General features: G+C 47.2%; 15 protein-coding genes, 1 tRNA gene and 2 pseudogenes. 15 read left to right on the forward strand and 3 right to left on the reverse strand.

Features of this window, described 5'->3' with window-relative positions:
- The first annotated feature begins 155 nt into the window (after positions 1-155).
- Both CMR00_00340 and CMR00_00345 read left to right on the forward strand, forming a co-directional pair.
- Positions 156-1,142, forward strand: a complete 987-nt coding sequence (locus CMR00_00340; GenBank protein PIO49173.1) for a GTPase ObgE — start codon at positions 156-158, stop codon at positions 1,140-1,142.
- A gap of 15 nt (positions 1,143-1,157) precedes the next feature.
- Positions 1,158-1,424 carry a phosphocarrier protein HPr gene (locus CMR00_00345; GenBank protein ID PIO49174.1) on the forward strand — a complete coding sequence of 89 codons (267 nt, stop codon included), beginning with the start codon at positions 1,158-1,160 and terminating at the stop codon, positions 1,422-1,424.
- A gap of 137 nt (positions 1,425-1,561) precedes the next feature.
- On the opposite strand, the gene CMR00_00350 is transcribed toward CMR00_00345, so the two are convergent.
- Positions 1,562-2,362, reverse strand: a complete 801-nt coding sequence (locus CMR00_00350; GenBank protein PIO49175.1) for an inositol monophosphatase — start codon at positions 2,360-2,362, stop codon at positions 1,562-1,564.
- 134 nt (positions 2,363-2,496) lie between these two features.
- On the opposite strand from CMR00_00350, the gene CMR00_00355 reads away from it, so the two are divergent.
- From CMR00_00355 to CMR00_00385, 7 genes are all read left to right on the forward strand, one after another.
- Positions 2,497-3,222, forward strand: coding sequence for a macrolide ABC transporter ATP-binding protein (locus tag CMR00_00355; GenBank protein ID PIO49301.1), 726 nt, complete (start codon positions 2,497-2,499; stop codon positions 3,220-3,222).
- Complete coding sequence (locus CMR00_00360) at positions 3,219-4,589, forward strand: hypothetical protein (protein PIO49176.1); 1,371 nt, start codon at positions 3,219-3,221, stop codon at positions 4,587-4,589. The genes CMR00_00355 and CMR00_00360 overlap by 4 nt, the downstream gene beginning before the upstream one ends.
- Before the next feature lie 101 nt (positions 4,590-4,690).
- A complete protein-coding gene (locus CMR00_00365; protein PIO49302.1) occupies positions 4,691-5,761 on the forward strand; it encodes an ABC transporter substrate-binding protein in 1,071 nt (356 codons plus the stop codon).
- A complete protein-coding gene (locus tag CMR00_00370; protein PIO49177.1) occupies positions 5,715-6,296 on the forward strand; it encodes a C4-dicarboxylate ABC transporter permease in 582 nt (193 codons plus the stop codon). Before CMR00_00365 ends, CMR00_00370 begins: the two co-directional genes overlap by 47 nt.
- Complete coding sequence (locus CMR00_00375) at positions 6,296-7,627, forward strand: C4-dicarboxylate ABC transporter (protein ID PIO49178.1); 1,332 nt, start codon at positions 6,296-6,298, stop codon at positions 7,625-7,627. The genes CMR00_00370 and CMR00_00375 overlap by 1 nt, the downstream gene beginning before the upstream one ends.
- Before the next feature lie 95 nt (positions 7,628-7,722).
- A complete protein-coding gene (locus CMR00_00380; protein PIO49179.1) occupies positions 7,723-9,837 on the forward strand; it encodes a hypothetical protein in 2,115 nt (704 codons plus the stop codon).
- Positions 9,838-9,894: 57 nt separating this feature from the next.
- The gene (locus CMR00_00385) at positions 9,895-10,974 is read left to right on the forward strand and encodes a hypothetical protein (GenBank protein PIO49180.1); all 1,080 of its coding nucleotides are present in this window, start codon (positions 9,895-9,897) and stop codon (positions 10,972-10,974) included.
- Here the strand turns inward: CMR00_00385 and CMR00_00390 are convergent.
- Positions 10,962-11,903 carry a hypothetical protein gene (locus CMR00_00390; protein PIO49181.1) on the reverse strand — a complete coding sequence of 314 codons (942 nt, stop codon included), beginning with the start codon at positions 11,901-11,903 and terminating at the stop codon, positions 10,962-10,964. The two genes, CMR00_00385 and CMR00_00390, sit on opposite strands and share 13 nt — an antisense overlap.
- A gap of 53 nt (positions 11,904-11,956) precedes the next feature.
- Positions 11,957-12,381, reverse strand: a pseudogene (mscL, locus tag CMR00_00395) (large conductance mechanosensitive channel protein MscL).
- Between the two features lie 298 nt (positions 12,382-12,679).
- Here mscL and CMR00_00400 point away from each other — a divergent pair.
- The 6 genes and pseudogenes from CMR00_00400 to CMR00_00425 all read left to right on the forward strand — a co-directional run bounded on the left by CMR00_00400 (position 12,680) and on the right by CMR00_00425 (position 19,108).
- Positions 12,680-13,224 (forward strand): annotated as a pseudogene (locus CMR00_00400) (hypothetical protein).
- Positions 13,197-13,655, forward strand: coding sequence for a hypothetical protein (locus tag CMR00_00405; GenBank protein ID PIO49182.1), 459 nt, complete (start codon positions 13,197-13,199; stop codon positions 13,653-13,655). Before CMR00_00400 ends, CMR00_00405 begins: the two are co-directional and overlap by 28 nt.
- A gap of 320 nt (positions 13,656-13,975) precedes the next feature.
- Positions 13,976-14,060: transfer RNA gene (locus CMR00_00410), tRNA-Ser, on the forward strand.
- Positions 14,061-14,227: 167 nt separating this feature from the next.
- Entirely contained in the window at positions 14,228-14,464 is a 237-nt protein-coding gene (locus CMR00_00415; GenBank protein PIO49303.1) for a hypothetical protein, read from the forward strand.
- A 154-nt stretch (positions 14,465-14,618) separates the two neighbouring features.
- Positions 14,619-16,784, forward strand: coding sequence for a hypothetical protein (locus tag CMR00_00420; protein PIO49183.1), 2,166 nt, complete (start codon positions 14,619-14,621; stop codon positions 16,782-16,784).
- Between the two features lie 185 nt (positions 16,785-16,969).
- Positions 16,970-19,108 (forward strand): ATP-dependent DNA helicase RecG, encoded by a 2,139-nt coding sequence (locus CMR00_00425; GenBank protein PIO49304.1) that lies wholly within the window; start codon positions 16,970-16,972, stop codon positions 19,106-19,108.
- Positions 19,109-19,170: the final 62 nt, after the last annotated feature.

Consider the following 19,170-nt stretch of genomic DNA (forward strand, 5'->3'; position numbering starts at 1 on the left):
TGAAGGCTTGAGGCGCATTGATTTTCTGCAAGTTCCTAAAAACAGTCTCATGATTTGCCATGCCTCAATGCCACAGATGCTTGACAGCGATGCCTGATGCACATGTTATATCTCTGCGGCTTGGCTATATTTACTATTTTATACAACTGTAAGCCATGTTTATTGACAGCGCAAAAATTTTCGTCAAAGCGGGCGATGGCGGTAATGGCGTAGTAAGTTTTCGGCGAGAAAAGTACGTGCCCAAAGGCGGTCCAGATGGCGGTGATGGTGGGAATGGTGGCAGTATTATTCTTCAAGCTGATCGTAACCTGAGTACACTCTTGGACTTTCGCTATAGAGCACACTACAAAGCGGAACGCGGGCGGCACGGGCAAGGGGCACGCAAGACAGGTTTGTCGGGAAAAGATGTCATCATCAAGGTGCCCTGCGGTACAATCGTCAAAGATGCGGAGACGAATCATGTACTGGGCGATTTAACACAACACGGCGAGACACTCGTTGTCGCAAAAGGTGGGCGAGGTGGACGAGGTAATCAGCATTTTGCAACGCCTACTAACCGCGCACCACGATACGCTGAACCAGGTCAAAGTGGTGAAGCACGCACCTTGATTTTGGAACTCAAACTGCTGGCGGATGTGGGACTGGTCGGTTTTCCAAATGCGGGGAAGTCAACGCTGATTTCTGTCATTAGCGCTGCAAAGCCGAAAATCGCTGATTATCCATTCACCACGCTGGAGCCAAACTTGGGCATTGTGCCGTATCGTGACTATCAGTCGTTTGTGGTGGCTGATATTCCCGGCATCATTGAAGGTGCCTCAGAAGGCAAAGGATTAGGACTGCGATTTCTCAAGCATATTGAACGCACGAAAGTCTTGGCGATTCTCATTCCGTGCACTTCGCCCGATATCAAACGCGAATATCAGATTTTAACGAATGAACTGAGGAAATTCAGCGAAGGGCTTGCAACCAAGCCCAAAGTGATTGTGATTTCCAAGATGGATCTAGCGCCTGAGGATTTTACGGTGCCGCGTTTTCGCGGTCTGAAGGTCGTGCCGATTTCTGCTGCAACAGGTGAAAACATCGAAGCACTCAAGGATGCACTTTGGGAGCACTTGCAAGCTGCTCTGCCAGAAGAAGTTTGATGCTGACCGCTGGATATGATTGAAAAAGAAGTCATTATCAAAAACAAAGCAGGACTGCACACGCGTCCAGCAGCCGCTATTGTCAAACTTGCTGCAAAATTCAAATCCGATTTTTTCATTGAAAAAGACGGTATTGAAATCAATGCAAAGTCTATCATTAGCGTGATGATGTTAGCTGCCCCAAAAGGCTCAAAATTGAAACTCAAATTCAAGGGTAGTGATGAAGTGCAAGCAGCAGAAGCGATGGTGCAACTGTTTGAAGAGGGCTTCGGCGAGGTCTGAGAGAGGATGACTAAGAAATGAAAATACTCATTGGAGGCTTTTGCTGAAAACTTTGAGCAGCGTGCATGTAAACCTTATGCCATCAACGACCTGAGCTGCATTGAAAAGTAGCGTCTGCAGCAGCAGAGACACGGTTTTTATTCAAAGTTCGTGCCGAAGTAGGTTTGCACTTTGCCAAGTAGCCAGCCATGAATTTTACCGTTGGTAGCGATAATGTTGCCAGATTTGAGATAATCGTTATCGCCTTTGAAGTCTGTAACAATACCACCTGCCTCCTTGACGATGAGCGCGCCAGCTGCGATATCCCACGCATTGAGTCCATATTCCCAGAAGCCATCGAAGCGTCCGCAAGCCGTGTAGGCAAGGTCGATTGCGGCAGAGCCGGGGCGACGAATGCCAGCTGTGCTAACTAGCACATCTTTGAAAAGCGCAAGGTAGGCATCCAGATGCTCATAGACTTTGTAGGGGAAGCCTGTCGCCAGCAGCAGCCGCTCGCTGCGAAAATTGCGTGTTACACGAATGCGACGATTGTTCAAATAAGCCCCATGCCCACGTTCGGCAGTAAAAAGCTCTTTGGTCATCGGTTGGTAAATTGCGCCGACAAGCAATTCACCTTTTTCATCAATCAAGCCAATGCTAATGCAGAAAATGGCAAGTGAGTGAATGAAATTGAGTGTGCCGTCGAGCGGGTCAATAATCCAGCGTCGCCCCGATGAGCCTTTTTCCAGTGTGCCTTCTTCGCCGACAATTTCGTCGTAAGGAAAGCGTTTGCGAATAACAGCGGCAGCTAAGGCTTCGGATTCTTTATCAACCTTCGTAACAAAGTCGTTGCGGTCTTTGAGACTAATATGCGCAGTTGAGAGTTGACCGAAATTTTTTCGCGCAAATTTGCCCGACGCTTTAACAGCGCTAATTGCCGTGATAAGTTCTCTAGTCATAGTGTTTCAATGGGTTTTTTGTGGAACAAACGGCATTGCAGAAATGTTCAAGCAAAAGTTACCACGGTTGTCGCATATCAAGAGCAAAAGTCTTAAAACCAGAAATCTTAAACTACTTTTACGCGGTATTGCCTGTGTCGAGTTCTGAGAAACCGCTCATTGAGGTTCGGAGCGTCAGTCGTATCTACAATCCGAATGCATTGCCTGTAACTGCGCTACGGAGCGTGAGTTTTAGAGTTGCAAAAGGCGAGTTTGTTGCTATTGTGGGCAAATCAGGGAGCGGCAAATCTACACTGCTCAATCTGATTGGCGGTATGGATCGTCCGACATCAGGTGAAATCGTTGTAGCAGGCAAAATCATTTCGCAGATGAGCCGCGATGAACTGGCGCGCTATCGGCGTAATGCGGTCGGCATGATTTTTCAGGCGTTTAATCTTATTCCCTCAATGACGGCATGGGAAAATGTCGCAATGCCAATGCTCTTTGCTGGCAAATCGGAGTCGGAGCGGCAGGCGCATGCAAAAAAGTTGCTTGCGTGCGTAGGGCTAGCACACCGATACAACCATCGACCTGTCGAACTCTCTGGTGGTGAGCAGCAGCGAGTGGCAATTGCACGTGCGCTGGTCAATGAGCCTTACTTTTTGCTAGCCGATGAGCCAACGGGTAACTTGGACTCGCGCACATCGGAAGAAATTATTAGCCTGCTACAAGACATCCACGCGCAAGGCAAGACAGTGCTGATGATTACGCACGATCTCTGGCTAGCAGAGCGCCTCTCTACGCGCATCATTGCACTCAAAGATGGTGAAATTGTGCGCGACGACTTACATAAACCTGCCTCAACGAGTGTGCAACAATGACATTCAGCGACCTTATCCAGTTCGCATTAGGCAACTTACGACGCGAAAAACTGCGCTCATTGCTCACAGTGCTCGGTGTCTCCATCGGTGTGGCAGCCCTGATGGCGATGGTCTCTTTCGGCAGTGGTCTGCAAAAGATCTTCTCTGATGAGTTCAACGACCTTGAGTTGTTTAACACCGTGCGCATTACGCCAACACGCGTAGATCTCTCCACGATTTTCTCGCTCTCCAAACGCAGTGTTAAAAATCTGGCACAGCCCGAGACAAAAAATCCAATCGTCTTAACAGACTCGGTCTTACAAGAGATCAAAAAAACAGTACGCGCAATTTCACCAAACGCACTGATTTATCCGGAAGTGATCTTCCCGACGCGAGTAACAATTGACACAATGGAGACGATTGTGATGACCGAAGCCTTGCCAGCTGCCATTGCCAACGTAGCGGGCTATAGAGAGATTCATGTCGGCAAATTCTTTGAGAGCGATAGCAGTCATGAAGTGGTAGTCTCTGAGATTTTGCTCACACGCATTGGCATTTGCAAGCCTGAAGAGGCACTTGGTAAGCAAATTAAAGTAGCTACGATTTCGCTAGACCCCGAGAAAATGATGCGATTAGCAGCACTGCCTCAAATAGGCTTCGGATTGCCGATTGCTGAAAAGAGTTATGACTTTCGCATTGTAGGTGTATTGAGTAGCGATATTCAGAAACTCTCTAGTGGCTTTCGGCTAATTATGCCAATTGAAACCTCTGAAAAAATTAGCCGCCTGAATTTTCTCTCGACCATTGAGCTTTTGCGCAAGAATGAGCAAAGTGAAGGTTATCAAGCTATTATCGTGCGTGCAAATAGTCAAAAAGAATGCGAAGCTATCAAATCAGCAATGGATGCAGTAGGATTGAATGCCACGAGTTTTACCGATCAATTTGAGGAGTTCAAAAAATTGTTCATTGTCTTTGAGTTTGCGCTTGCTGTGATTGGTGCAGTGGCGCTTGTGGTTGCCACGTTAGGCATTACGAACACCATGGTGATGTCGATCATGGAGCGCTACCGTGAAATCGGGATTATGAAAGCCACAGGGGCAAGCGACAGCGATGTGCGCAAAATTTTCTTTGTTGAGAGTGCAGTGATTGGATTTTTGGGTGGGATGGGTGGTATTGCACTGGGGAAAGTGGCAACAGCAGGGATCAATGCACTCGTGAATCTTTACATTGTCTCACAAACTGGTGCGCGCATTGATTTCTTTCATTTTCCGCTTTGGCTTGTGCTCAGTGCAGTGGCTTTCTCAATTGTGGTCAGCCTCATTGCAGGATTTTATCCAGCCAACCGTGCTGCACAAATTGACCCTGTGGAAGCCTTGCGCTACCAATAGTTGGAATGATAGTTATGAACTTATTATTTTACATTTTACGAAATGCTACAACAAAACCAACAAAACAACAATAAACTATGACACGCAACTTTTTGCTCATTATGCTGTGTGCATTGCTGCTGGCATCGTGCGGTGGCAGCACACAACAAGGTGGTACTACGGCAACTGCACCAACACAAACATATCGCTGGAAACTTGTAACCTCTTGGGCGCCAAAATTCCCCGTCTTAGGCGAAGGAGTAGAGCGCTTTGCACAGTATGTCGATAGTGCATCCAATGGCAGAATGAAGATTCAAGTCTACGGTGCAGGAGAACTTGTCCCCGGTCTGGAAGTCTTTAATGCGGTCAGTCAAGGTACTGCTGAAATGGGGCACAGTGCAGCGTACTACTGGGTAGGAAAAGTGCCAGCGGCGCCGATGTTTGCATCTATTCCTTTCGGGATGAATGCACAACAATTTAATGCCTGGTATTATTCAGGCGGTGGAAAAGAGCTCTGGGAAGAAGCCTATGCACCGCAGGGTGTCGTGCCGTTTCTATGTGGCAACACAGGCGTACAAATGGCAGGGTGGTTCAACAAAGAAATCAAATCTATGGCTGACCTCAAAGGCCTGAAGATGCGCATTCCGGGTTGGGGCGGCAAAGTCATCACCAAAGCTGGCGGCTCATCGGTAACCTTAGCTGCAAATGAGATCTACACAAGTCTGGAGCGCGGCGTAATCGATGCAGCTGAATGGATTGGACCATACCACGATTACAAACTTGGTTTGCACAAAGCAGCAAAATACTACTACTATCCTGGCTGGCATGAACCTGGCACCGCTTTTGAGCTGATTGTCAACAAGAAAGCCTATGATGCTTTGCCAAATGACCTCAAGCAAATTATCAGTGATGCCGCAGCACATGTGAATATAAGCATACTCTCAGAGTTCGAGGCGCAGAACAATTCCTACCTGCAAAAGCTCATCAATGAGGAAAAAGTACAACTGCGCGAATTGCCAAAAGATGTGCTTGCCGAACTGAAAAAACTTGCCAAAGAAGTTGCCGAAGAAGAAACTGCAAAAGACACGATGGCAAAGCGTGTGTATGAGAGCATGATGGCGTTCAAGAAGAACATTTTGGAGTGGAATAAAAAGTCTGAGGACGCAATTCGCCCATACTTGGACGTGCAATAGCATTAGGTCCTTTCCTACGGTGGATGATGAAACCTATATTCATTTGGTTAGGCGATTAAATGAAGCTATAGGCAAGTTTGCTGCTCTGCTGAACGTATTGCTGATTGCGCTCGTCTGCTTCGATGTGCTGGTACGCTATGTATTCAAGCAAACGAGCGCATTTTTTTATGAAATGGAGTGGCATCTTTTTTCAGCAGTATTCTTGCTAGCAGCTGGCTGGACACTGCTCAATGACAGACATGTGCGCGTCGATATCTTTTACGCTCGCCTCTCTGAGCGCAATAGGGCTATAGCAGATATCATCGGTACTCTGGTCTTTCTGTTACCGTTTTGCATCGTAATTCTTGCCACAGCAATACCCTACACGCTCAATGCCTTCACCTCAGGTGAAGGCTCTCCAGATGCAGGTGGTTTACCATATCGCTGGATTATTAAATCTACCATAGTGATAGGAGCGTTGCTCTTGCTGCTGCAAGGCATTGCACTGATGATGGAGAAGTTGATGTTAATCGTAAACAAAAAACTTGAAGAGTGATGTCAAGCGAAGCGCTTACGTTGATACTGTTTCTCCTGCTGTTTTCAATGTTGCTCACAGGCTTCCCTGTTGCCTTCACGCTCGGTGGACTTTCAATTCTATTTGGTCTCATCGCCTTCGGCTTTGATTTTTTTAATCTCTTGCCGCTGCGCATCTACGGCATCATGAATAACTATGTGCTCATTGCAGTACCCCTGTTTGTGTTTATGGGCGTGATGCTCGAAAAGTCAGGGATTGCCGAGCGGCTCCTTGACACAATGTCGTTGCTCTTAGGGCGATTGAAAGGCGGACTGGCACTCTCTGTTGTTATTGTAGGCGCACTATTGGGTGCAACCACAGGCGTGGTTGGGGCAACTGTAACCACGATGGGATTGCTAAGCTTGCCGACCATGTTACGACGTGGGTTCAGTAAAAGTTTGGCGACAGGCACAATTGCCGCAGCAGGCACCTTAGGGCAACTTGTGCCACCAAGCGTGGTGATGGTCTTACTTGGTAGTGTGATGAACATTTCAGTAGGCGACCTCTTTGCCGCTGCGCTGATTCCAAGTGCAATACTGGTAGCAGGCTATTTAATCTACATTTTTATAGTCGCACTCTTCAATCCAAAACAAGCCCCACCGATTGCCACTGAAGAACTGCGTACATTTTGGAGCGAAGGCGTTGCTATGCGTGTCTTACGCGCCTTCGTATTGCCGGCATTGCTCGTGCTAGCAGTCTTGGGCTCTATCTATGCCGGGATTGCAACCCCAACTGAAGCGGCTGCGGTGGGCGCTGCTGTGGCAATGCTGCTCACAGCGCTCGAAGGCAAACTGACTTGGGAGGTCATCTTTGATACCTGCAAACAGACGACCTTTCTTACTTCAATGGTCTTTATCATCTTAGTCGGTGCAACCGCCTTCGGATTAGTGTTCAGAGGCATCGGCGGCGACACGGTGATGATCAACCTCATTGAACATGCCAAACTCAGTCCCATGCTCTTTCTAGCGTTTGTCTTAACGGGCATTTTCATCGCAGGCTGTTTTATTGACTTCATTGAAATCATTTTCATCTTTATCCCTGTGATTACACCGCTGCTAGTAAAGTACGAAATGAATTTGGTCTGGGTAGCCATTCTTATTACAGTGATGCTGCAAACCTCCTTTTTAACACCACCTTTCGGCTTTACACTATTTTATCTCAAAGGTGTTACCCCACCAGAGGTTCAAACAGTGGACATCTACAAAGGTGTGGTGCCTTTTATCGTGATTCAAGTCGTGGTGATTGCGGTGATTTTCGCTGTGCCTGAGTTAGGCACATTTGTGCCGAAAGCGACACGTGCTGCCTTGCCATAAGCAAGCAATACGCTAACTTCACGAACCACTGCAACACAGTGCAGCAAATGCAACCCAACTGACTCAATGGGGTTTTCATTTAGTGTAACAAACTTTTGGCTTTTTCTGCTCTTTGCAGCCTTAGCACTTGCGCTAGCAATTTTTACTTATCGCAGTTCAAACCTGTCGTCTCCCCTAAAATAGCGCTGACTGCACTGCGCGCACTCAGCGTCTTTCTGACGCTCTCTTTGTTTATTGAGCCTGCTTTCACACGCACCGACACACGCTCTGAACGCCCAACGCTGGCTGTCATCATCGATAACTCCGAAAGCATGACAATTCAAGATGGAGCAGTAAAGCGCGACAGTGCCGTCAAAATCATACTCGGACAATATGCTGATGAACTGCGTGCAATCGGTAACATCAAATTCTATCGCTTCGGCGCAGCGCTCAAAGCCTCGCTGCCTGAATCGCTTACCTTTGCAGAAAAGCAGACCAATCTCTCACAAGCCATTGAAGAGATTTCGCGCCTAAAATCTATTGAGAAATTCAGTGCAGCACTCATCATCTCTGATGGACAATTTAACGCAGGCGAAACACCTACCTACGCTGCTGAACGTGCGCCATTGCCAATTTACACAGCGCTCGTCGGCGATACTGCAATCAAGCGAGATATCGCCCTACGGCGCGTGATTGCCCCTGAAATGACCGTTGTCGGTGCAAAGACCCCGATTTCCGCCGTGATCACGCAAGAAGGCTTTCGCGGTGCCTCGTTGGTAGCAACACTGCGCAGCGATAAAGAGGTGCTGGAGCGAAAAACACTCACGCTCACTTCACCTGAACAAACGCTCGCCTTCGAACTTGTGCCAAAGCAAGTCGGAGAGACAAAATTTCAACTCACACTCTCTACACTTGCAGGGGAATTTTCTACACGCAATAACACGCAAAGTTTTTTCATCAAAGTTCAAAAACAGAAAAAAAAGGTCATAGTTATTGCAGGATTGCCAGATCCAGAAATCTCTGCCGTCCGCAATGCACTTGCAACCAGCAATGCCATAGAGACGGTGTTTTTTACGCAGCGCGGCAGTAGCGACTTCATTGAAGGGGCACTGAACTTAGAACAGCACAAAGATGCGGATGCGCTCGTGCTGATTGGATTTCCAAATGCCATCGTGAGTGAAGGAAGTGTGGCACGCCTCAAAACTTTTTTGGAAAGCACAAAACTGCCTGTGCTCTCACTCATGACCTTTCAAAGTTCAGCATTGCGCCTGAAAGCCTTTGAGCCCTTTCTTGCCGTAAGAATCGGACGAACAACAGGTGAGCTGTTAGATAATCTGGCGACAATAAAGCTGACAGCGCAAGCAATGCAGTCCTCTATTTTCCGACCGCTTGCTGCAACACTTGAAAATAGTGTGCGTCTTGCACCGCCCATAAGTTACCTTGATTTCGACTTCCAACTCAAAGCAAATGCGACACCACTCTGGACACTGGGCATTCAAACGCGAGCGACCGACAAAATTCTCTTGGCAATTGCTAAATCCACAGAACGCAAGACCGCAACAGTGACGGCTATTCAACTCTGGAAACTCTGGCTCTCACCCGAGAGCGATGTGCGCGAACTCTATCGACAAACCTTGCTCGGTATAATTGAATGGCTCACGGCAAACGAGGACTTGCGGCGCTTTCGTGTAGAACCTGCATCAAAACTCTTCGATGAAGCAGAACGCATACTTTTTTCGGCAACACTGCAAGATGAAGCGTTGCAGCCTATTTCTTCAGCTGCAATTATACTCAATGTCAAAAATAAAGCCACTCAGGAGACATACTCGACCGTCTTTGAACCCGGCAGTGAAGCAGGTCTCTACAATGCAGGCTTTGACCGATTACCTGCTGGCGACTATACTTTTTTTGCCGAGGCACGCGAAGGTGAACGTAGCCTTGGCACAGCCACCGGCAGTTTCTCAGTAGCACAAACTGGTGCGGAGTTTCGAACCTTACATGCTGATGCAGCAACGATGCGCAGTATCGCCGCTCAAAGCGGAGGTAAATTTTACATGATCAATGATTTTGCCGCTCTGCTTGCTGACCTAAAACGCGATGCAGCATTCCAGCCACTTGAAACACAGATTGTACAGAGCTTTGAACTGGCAAATCTTGCGCCAACCTTGATTCTGATTATTCTTTTGCTTTCTACCGAATGGCTCATCCGTAAACTCCACGCCTTGCCGTAGCCATAAGAGATAAACAATTGATGACTTACACGGCTGGCCTCTTACTGCTTGCAAGCAATGTGTTTCTTATTTTTCGCACTGTTCAGTGTAGCACACTGTTTGTCGTGCAGAGTGTGCAATAACGCACAGGCTGATCCAGTGCACTGGATTATGTTCGCCCAAATTCTTACCACAAGCACAGCTATGGAAAACAACACTGACCAAAAACACGTGCAAGAGAACGTGTTTTATCGCATCTATCACTCGCCTATTTTCGAGCGCTTTATGATCGGCATAATTTTGCTTGCCGGCATAATTGTAGGCTTAGAGACTTCGCCGACTTTGGAGAAAGACTATGGCACATGGCTACACCTGCTCGATAAAATTGTCTTAGCTGCCTTTATCACCGAACTCATCTTGGGCATTGGCAGTTATGGCAGAGCGGCACTTAACTTTTTCAAAGACGGCTGGAATATCTTCGACACCGTGATTGTCATAGCGTGTGCGCTGCCATACATTTTACCAGAGAATGCTATGCATGCGCACTTCTTTGCAGTCTTGCGCCTTGTGCGCGTACTGCGCATTCTGAAACTTGCTGAACAACTGCAAGAGCTACAAATCATCATCAATGCACTGTTTAATAGCCTGCCAAGTCTTTTCTACGTGTTCCTGCTAATTTTCATATACTTTTACATCTATGCCGTCATCGGCACGGATTTTTTCAGAGAAGATGGCGAAGAGTTTGAGTCAATCCCTACTGCGCTGCTGACGCTCTTTCGCATTGTAACCTTCGATGATTGGGCGGTCTTGATGAAAGACTTGATGAAGCACCATAACGCAATTGGCGTGGCATTCTACTTTGTGAGCTTCATCTTTTTTGGCGCGATGATCTTCCTCAATCTGTTCATCGGCATTATTACAAGCGAACTAGCTGAACTACGCAAGGCGCGCGCAGTTGCTGAACTCAAAAAGCATACTAGGACATCCGCTGGTGCTACCGACAAAGAAATTCGCACAATAGAAGAAGAGCTTGCTAAGCAGTTGATGCAGACACAACTGATGCAGATGCAACTTGCCCAGCTACGCGCCAAATTGCACTATGAAAGTTCAGCTACATCTGAGACTGTGCGACAAGAATCGAATTATCAGAAAGTGTAGACAATGCCAACGCCAAGCACGCTTTTAAATTGTGTAGCGGGTCCTGTTGTGCCATCGTTGCGCAAGACTTCAACACGGTCATCATAGAAAATCTGCGCATCCCATGTTACATTGATATACTTGTTGACTTTCAAGACAAGCAAATTTTCCCATGAGACAACCATTCTATCCAGTTCACGGTAGGGTGCAAAGACCCCTAAGCGCGATTGATAGGTTACATTTTCAAGGAGTTCTTTTTTGAAGGCGATGTTAAGTGCCACGCCAAGATCGAATCGAGCCCGCTCATTTTGTGCTACACCGAACGCACCTGCGCCAGAGAGCTGTTCATCGAGCACGAGAATGGTTCTACCTGAAAGCGGTGCAAAAAACAGCGAAAAGAACTCAACGGGATGGTAGTCCAAGCCAAGCGATGTGACAAGGTAGCCCGGAGCAAAAGCCCGCGAAATAATTGGAAAGTTGCCGTTTGGCAAGCGCTTCTCAAAGTTGAAGCCGTCCAAAAATTGCGTGCGAAAGTCTACCAAAAAGGCGTAACTCAGCACGGAACTTGCGTTGAGCCCGAGCTTAGAGACAAAAATGATTTTATCGTCGCTTTTACGGAAGTCTGGCGATGTTTGTCCCGAAACACTGATTGCACCTAAGCCAAGTTCCAGCGAGGTGTTCCAAAAGAAATTGTCTTGTGTGAAATCCGCAAACCCATTGAAGATACCGACAATAGAGAGTGAGTTTTGTCCTCCGCCTGCCCAATTAGAGAGTGCTGTTTGAGAGAAATTGAGTCCTGCCGTCCCACCAAATTTCCAGCCTTTGAGTGAATCAGGCAGTGAAGTGTTGGCGCCAACGGGGTTTTGCATAGCAGGTTGCGCAAAGAGCAGTGAAGCAAAGACAAGCAGCATCACCGTCAAGAAAACAAAAGAGCGTAGCATGTTAGGCATAATCGGGTAGATTGATGTGAAAAAGAAGACCGCAGCAGAATGTGCGCGTCTAACTATGATTTGGCTTGTGATTTGAGCAGGTCGCGAATCTCCATCAAGAGTTGCTCTTGTGTAGAGAGCTTAGGAGGTGCAGCAGGCATAGCTGCAATGTCTTGCTGCTGTTTGCGCTTGAAGGCATTGACGGCTTTGACAATCAAGAACACGACAAATCCAATGATGAGAAAATCAACCACGGTTTGAATAAATTTTCCGTAGTCAATTGTAACTGCAGCTTTGCCATCCAACGGTTGCATAGAGATACTTAATTCGCTAAACTCTATTCCGCCCAAAATGAAACCAATTGGGGGCATGATAATATCTTGCACGAGCGATGAGGTGTTTTACCAAACGCACTGCCCATGATAACCCCAATGGCTAAATCAATCACATTGCCACGTTGAATAAACTCGCGGTATTCGTCAAAGAATTTTTTGAACATAAGTGGTATGCGCTTCAGAGTTTTTAGTAAAAGCTACAGCTGGATGATAGTTGAGATATAAAAGAAGATAATACACACAGGCGTTATGGTACAAACTTGATTATCTAGATGGTATGCGCATTTTGGAATCGGAATCGCTCTAAGGCAGATACCAAAAGAGAAGGCAAAGTCAAGTGCATTGTGTGTGTGCGCTCGTATGACGCGTGGCTAAGTTGCGCGATGTTTAGTTGCAAAGCGATGTTGGCATTGCAGCGGTGATGTATTAGATTCGCTTCTCTTTAACACAACCAATTCAACTATGCTCATTGAGAAGCACGAGATTGAACTTGCCGCAAAACGCATTGAGCTTTACCTTTTGCCCACGCCTGTAATTTCCTCACGATATTTCACAGCCAAACTTCATGCGAACCTTTATCTCAAACTCGAGACACTTCAGCCAACGAACTCGTTCAAAGTACGCGGTGCGACAAATGCCATTCTATCACTTTCGGAAACACAGCGCAAAAAGGCGTCGTCTCAGCATCAGCAGGCAATCACGGTATGGCTGTTGCCTTAGCGGCAATGAAATTGGGAATTCCAGCTATCATCTATCTGCCTGAAAAACGCCGAAGGTTAAGCTCGAGCGCATTGCTCGCTTGGGTGCAAAAATTGTCTTGCACGGCGATTCATGGGACGACGCCAACGAGCTTGCCATGCAAGTGGCTCAGAACGAAGGACGCGCCTACATTCCAGCTTTCGATCATCTGCAAGTCATGGCAGGACAAGGCACGATGGTCTTGGAACTTATTAAGCAACTGCCACGCGTTGACGCAATTGTGGTCTCAATTGGCGGCGGTGGGTTAATTTCAGGTATTATCTCGGCAGTCAAGCATTTTTCACCAGCAACGAGAGTCTATGGCGTAGAAACTGAAGGTGCCAATAGATTGTATTTGAGCCGCGCTGCAAACAAAATTGTTGAGTTACCAGCTATTACATCCGTGGCCGAAAGTTTGGGTGCAAAAAAAACAGGCATAAGGCAGTTTGAAATTATCACGAAGTATGTCGATGATCTGGTCGTCGTCTCAGATGATGAAGCCATTCAGGCGCTTTTAGAACTGCTGCAAGAGGAAAAGTTGCTTGTCGAACCTGCAGCATCGTGTTGCATTGCGGCTTTGACCACAGGAAAAATTCCAGTAGCTAAGAATGAGACCATTGTAGCGATTATGTGTGGTGCAAATGTGGCATTGGAGCGTGTTGTAGAATGGTATGAGGCAGAGAAATGTAAAGTCTCTTAACTAAAAACAGTGTTCAGATGTCGTCGTGTTCCGTGCAAGCGTTGGGTCAAGCTGCAGAGTCGCAGTTTGAGCGTAGGTGTCCCACTTGTGGCTTTAAGGTGGTTAATCCATTCATTACAAAATGCCCACGCTGCGCAACAAAACTCTCACTTGCAGAGTTATGCAGAGGGTGCTTCCAAAACAGTGCATGTCATGGCGAAAGCCACGAGACAGACAAGAAAACGACTGTGGTGCCACTGACGCTGCCTGCAACAGACTTGTAAGCGCGAGATTTTAGTGTATATTTGCAGTCCTAAGCAGTAAGCCCAGCGGGCTTTTTCGGAGGAATCGCCTAATGGTATGGCAGCAGTCTTGAAAACTGCCGGGCGCAAGCCTGTGGGGGTTCGAGTCCCTCTTCCTCCGCTACTCTTGCCAGTGTGCCTCTACCTACTGTGTAACTGCTCTTGCTGCAAAACCTTCAAAATTCGCTTGAAAATGCCGATTTTTATCCCCATCAATCCTGTGCTACTAAGTGCAAGGCACTTGTGAAAGAAAATCGTCATATACCGATGCCTGCCAAAAGTCGTCCAGAAATGCCAGTGAAAACACTGACAGTGAAAGTCGTGCCGAATGCCAAGAAAGAAAGCGTAATTGAAGAGGCAGGACGGCTAAAAATCTATGTGCATGCGCCAGCCTTAGATGGCAAAGCAAATAAAGCGGTAATTGAAATCCTAGCGAAACATTTGGGCGTCAAAAAAAGCAAAGTGCGTATTGTGCGCGGTGAGACCTCGCGAGAAAAAGTCGTTGAGATTCTTTCTCTGGAGGATTAAGAAAGGCAGAAGAAGTAGCAAAATGAACACACCGTTGCGCGCATGTGTCAGCGCGCGTGTGTGGTAACGGTAGCTAAGCGAAGCAGAAAGAGCAGAACAGGGTTGCTACTACCTTTACTATCTTTTGCCACGAAAGAACTAAGGAGACATTTCAATGCAAGCCAGTCTGCAGCAAATGTTGAAGTCATTGCGCAAATCCAAGACGGCCTTGATTGCCGTGATTGCCACAGGAGGTTTTGTGCTTGCTACGCTGCTACAACTGTCGGGTGCACTTGAAGTAGTGGAGTTAAAACTCTTGGATGTGCGATTTCTCAACAGCTATAACGCGCATCGAAAAGATAGCACTGTTGTCATTGTCGCCATTGACCAAAGTAGCCTAAGCTATTTCCAAAAACAAGGACAGAGTTGGCCTTGGCCAAGAGAGTTTTATGCTGTGCTGACACGCTACCTTACACAGGCGGGTGCAAAAGTAATTGCCTTTGACATTGAATTTTCGCAACCTGATTTTGACCGCCTTAGTGTTGATGGGGTAGAATCAGACAGCGCGTTTGCAAAAGCTCTCAAAGAAAGCCAAAGAAGCGTGCTGGCAATATATCTCTCAGAAGGCGATAGCACATCAAGCGAACAGGGCGTGATGCCAAAACACTTTTTGCCAACTATCCACGCCCCTCATCTCTATGTTCCAACTTATCGACAGACAGAAGCCCCAATCCCTATGTTTCAAGACGCAGCTACAAGGCTCGGCGTCGTGAATTTTCAGAGTGACCAAGACGGTATTGCGCGCCGCGTCCCACTCCTATGCAAGCTCGGTGAGAGAGCCCTACCTTACTTTGGGCTAAGCTGTTTTCTTATCTCAAAAGGCATTGAAAACATAGATTCACTTCTGCAGGCTGTGCCCACTTCAAACGATGGTAATTTTTTGCTCTACTGGTATGGCAAAGGTGGATCACAAGGTGCGTTCAAATACTATCCTGCGGCGGCATTAATTACTTCTGCAATCCAACTCGAGCAGGGTGAGACGCCCGACATTTCGCCCAATGAATTTCAAGGCAAACATGTCATCATCGGCGCTTCAGCAGCAGGTCTGTTAGATTTCAAACCAACACCGTTCACCACGCTGGAGCCTTATCCCGGAATGGAAATTCACGCCACGATGCTGGCGAACTTGCTCAATGAAGACTTTCTGCGTGAACCACCACGCTGGGTCGATTACGTGATGGCGTTTTTGCTGGCTGTTATGGCAGGCACAAGTTTTTTCCGCTTGAATCGTGTAAGCCTTGGTGTGGCACTCATCAGTTTTTTGGTAATCCTCTATCTTGCAGGAGCGTATTTTGCTTTTGCGAGCTTGCGCTGGTGGATACCTGTAGCATTTCCTCTGACAGTGCTACTGATAACATTTGCTTTGGCAGCCGTGGTCAGTTACGCCACAGAAGGCAGAGAAAAGCGCGAGTTGCGAAAAGTCTTCAACCGCTACCTTAGTCCACGCGTCATTGATAGCATTGTGGAAAACCCTGATGAAATTGAACTCGGTGGCAAGGAAGTTGAGGCCACCGTCTTTTTCTCTGACATCGAGGGCTTTACAAGCATTTCCGAAAAACTGACGCCAAAAGAATTAGTGATATTTCTCAATGAATACTTCACGCTAGCAAGCCGCATCATTTTAGATCATGACGCCATGGTCGATAAATACATCGGCGATGCAATTATGGCGATTTTCGGTGCACCAATTCCGAAAGACATGCATGCAGCATCGGCATGTCTGACCGCACTTGAGATTCACCGTCAACTCAAAGCATTTTATGAAAAGAAAAGTGCAGAACTGCCGCACTTTCAAACTCGAATTGGACTCAACACCGGCAAAATGGTTATCGGCAACATCGGTTCAGATATGCATATGGATTACACCGTCATTGGCGATGCAGTCAATTTGGCTTCACGCTTAGAAGGCGTAAATAAGGAATACGGTACAAACATCATCATCAGCGAAAGCACGTATCAGCAAGCCAAGGACTTTATTGAAGCGCGCGAGCTTGATTATCTGCGCGTCAAAGGGAAAGCGATTCCGATTCGTATCTATGAAGTGCTTGCCGAAAAAGGAGGACTTTCCGCAATGGAGCGTGAAAAAGTAGAACGCTTTGCAGAAGCCCTTGCACTTTACCGCCGGCAAGATTGGGCCGGCGCAATCCGCCACTTCGAAGAAATTCTGAAACTCTCGCCCAACGATGGACCAACCAAAACGTATATTCGCCGCTGTCAGATGCTCGCAGAAGAAGTACTTCCCGAAAATTGGGACGGGGTTTATGTGATGAAAACAAAATAGCTGATACCTTGCCAAAAAGCACCTTTTGAGCAAAACAGTCGAGCAGATAAACTTGCAAACGCCCACGCTTGTATCGGCAAAAAGAAACATCATGCGCAAGACCGCAAGCCGTGCATTACAAATCAGCGTATTATTAAGGTAATAACGATTAGACCTGAAATATGAGCCTTACGATGACAGCAATCATGCACAGCACTAACTTTTTTCAAACTGACATCAAGTTTCTCAAAGGCGTTGGACCACAGCGTGCCGATGCGCTCTACCGCGCCGGTGTGCGCACGTTTGAGGATTTTCTCAATTTTTTCCCACGCCGCCATCTTGATAGGACACTTATCAAAAGCATTGCAGCGCTGCGTGAAGGCGAAATTGCAACGGTTGTGGGTGAAATCAAATCTGTGCGCCTTGAAGGTACAAGTTGGAAAAACCGGCGACTCGTGGTACAGCTCTTCGACAGAACAGGGCAACTGGAGTTGACCTGGTTTCAAGGAGCACAGTATCTGCTAAAAGTCTTCAAAGCAGGCGAAGTGCTTGCAGTATCGGGCAAGGTGGGTTTCTTCGGCATGCGTGCGCAAATGCTGCACCCCGATTTTGATAAACTCTCTGCGCCTGAATCTACAGACCCCGAAGCCAATGACGAGCAAAGCGATTACGAGCGTTTCAACACAGGCAAAATCATTTCGCTCTACCCTGCAACCGAAGCGATGAAAAAAGTGGGACTGAGCACACGAACCCTGCGCCGCTTGATGCGCGAGTTGCTGCACAAAGCCAAGCCGTACATCGTGGAAAATTTGCCGCTATCAATACGCTCACAATATGGCTTGATGCCACTGCAAGAAGCCTACGAGCAAATTCATTTTCCCGACTCTCTTGAAGCGTTAGAGCGCGCCAAGTTTCGTTTGAAGTGGACTGAACTTTTTTTCATGCAATTGCTCTTTGCGCTACGCAAAGAAGAAACTGCAAGCACAATTCATGCAACGCCATTTGAGAAAGTGGGCGACTACACCCATCGGCTCTATCACTCTCTACCTTACGAAATGACCAATGCGCAAAAGCGTGTCATCAAAGAAATTCGTGCAGATATGCACAGTGGTAGTCAGATGAACCGCTTGGTGCAAGGTGATGTAGGCAGTGGCAAAACACTGGTCGCAATGTTTGCCATGATGATAGCACTCGATAACGGTGCGCAGTGTGCGTTTATGGCACCGACAGAAATTTTGGCAACGCAGCATTATCTGACGCTTAAGTCCATGCTCTCAGCACTGGGCATCACAATTGAGTTGCTTGTAGGCAAACAGCGCAAAAAACTGCGCGAAGAGTTGCTTGAAGCGATTGCGACAGGCAAAACGCAAATCGTGGTGGGTACGCATGCTATCATTCAAGAAAAAGTGCAGTTTCATAATCTTGGCTTGGCAATCATTGATGAGCAACACCGTTTCGGAGTTTTGCAGCGCAAGGCATTGCAGGACAAAGCACTCAATCCACACATTCTTTTGATGACCGCCACACCCATTCCACGCACTCTTTCTATGACGCTCTACGGCGATTTAGATGTTTCCATCATTGATGAAATGCCCAAGCATCGTAAGCCGATTATCACGTATTTGCGCCATGAATCGGAGCGTGAGAAAGTCTATGAAGCGGTCAAAGAAGAAATCCGTAAAGGTCGACAAGCCTACATTGTCTATCCGCTGGTCGAAGAATCAGAGAAAGTTGATTTAGCGGCTGCGGTGGAAAGCTATGAGCATTTGAAGAACGAAGTTTTTACCGAGTGCCGCGTAGGACTAATTCATGGGCGAATGTTTCCTTACGAAAAAGAGGAAGAGATGGAAATGTTCCGCGTGGGCAAAACACGTGTGCTGGTAGGCACAACAGTGATTGAAGTAGGCGTGGATGTGCCGAATGCCACGATTATGGTAATTGAACACGCTGAACGCTTTGGGCTTGCACAGTTGCATCAGTTGCGCGGACGTGTAGGCAGAGGAACGGAACAGTCGTATTGTTATCTGATTTACGGCAAAATGAGCGTTGATGCAAAGACGCGCCTTTACACCATGGAAGAAACCAACGATGGGTTCAAGATTGCCGAAGTCGATGCACAATTGCGTGGCACAGGTAACATTATGGGCACAGAGCAATCAGGCAATATCACGAATCTCAAAATTGCAAATCTGAGTGAAGACGGTGAAATTTTACAATCTGCTCGCGAAGCAGCGTTTGCTCTTGTTGCAAAGGACCCGCACTTGCGCCAAGCTGAACATCAAGCTACGCGCGATTACTACATTCGGCACTTCCGTCATAAGTATGGGCTTTCGGATGTCGGATAAAGTCGAAACAGGTCAGAGCGGTAAGCATAAGCTGAACGAGATGAGCGTGCAGTATTGAAAAA

This window comes from [Chlorobium] sp. 445, assembly GCA_002763895.1.
Classification (GTDB): Bacteria; Bacteroidota; Chlorobiia; order Chlorobiales; family Thermochlorobacteraceae; genus Thermochlorobacter.

Excerpts from the sequence above, each read along its gene's own strand:
- CMR00_00340 (PIO49173.1), top strand. The coding sequence starts at position 156 with ATGTTTATTGACAGCGCAAAAATTTTCGTCAAAGCGGGCGATGGCGGT.
- CMR00_00345 (PIO49174.1), top strand. The coding sequence starts at position 1,158 with ATGATTGAAAAAGAAGTCATTATCAAAAACAAAGCAGGACTGCACACG.
- CMR00_00350 (PIO49175.1), bottom strand. The coding sequence starts at position 2,362 with ATGACTAGAGAACTTATCACGGCAATTAGCGCTGTTAAAGCGTCGGGC.
- CMR00_00360 (PIO49176.1), top strand. The coding sequence starts at position 3,219 with ATGACATTCAGCGACCTTATCCAGTTCGCATTAGGCAACTTACGACGC.
- CMR00_00365 (PIO49302.1), top strand. The coding sequence starts at position 4,691 with ATGCTGTGTGCATTGCTGCTGGCATCGTGCGGTGGCAGCACACAACAA.
- CMR00_00375 (PIO49178.1), top strand. The coding sequence starts at position 6,296 with ATGTCAAGCGAAGCGCTTACGTTGATACTGTTTCTCCTGCTGTTTTCA.
- CMR00_00385 (PIO49180.1), top strand. The coding sequence starts at position 9,895 with ATGTGTTTCTTATTTTTCGCACTGTTCAGTGTAGCACACTGTTTGTCG.
- CMR00_00390 (PIO49181.1), bottom strand. The coding sequence starts at position 11,903 with ATGCCTAACATGCTACGCTCTTTTGTTTTCTTGACGGTGATGCTGCTT.
- CMR00_00415 (PIO49303.1), top strand. The coding sequence starts at position 14,228 with ATGCCAGTGAAAACACTGACAGTGAAAGTCGTGCCGAATGCCAAGAAA.
- CMR00_00420 (PIO49183.1), top strand. The coding sequence starts at position 14,619 with ATGCAAGCCAGTCTGCAGCAAATGTTGAAGTCATTGCGCAAATCCAAG.
- CMR00_00425 (PIO49304.1), top strand. The coding sequence starts at position 16,970 with ATGCACAGCACTAACTTTTTTCAAACTGACATCAAGTTTCTCAAAGGC.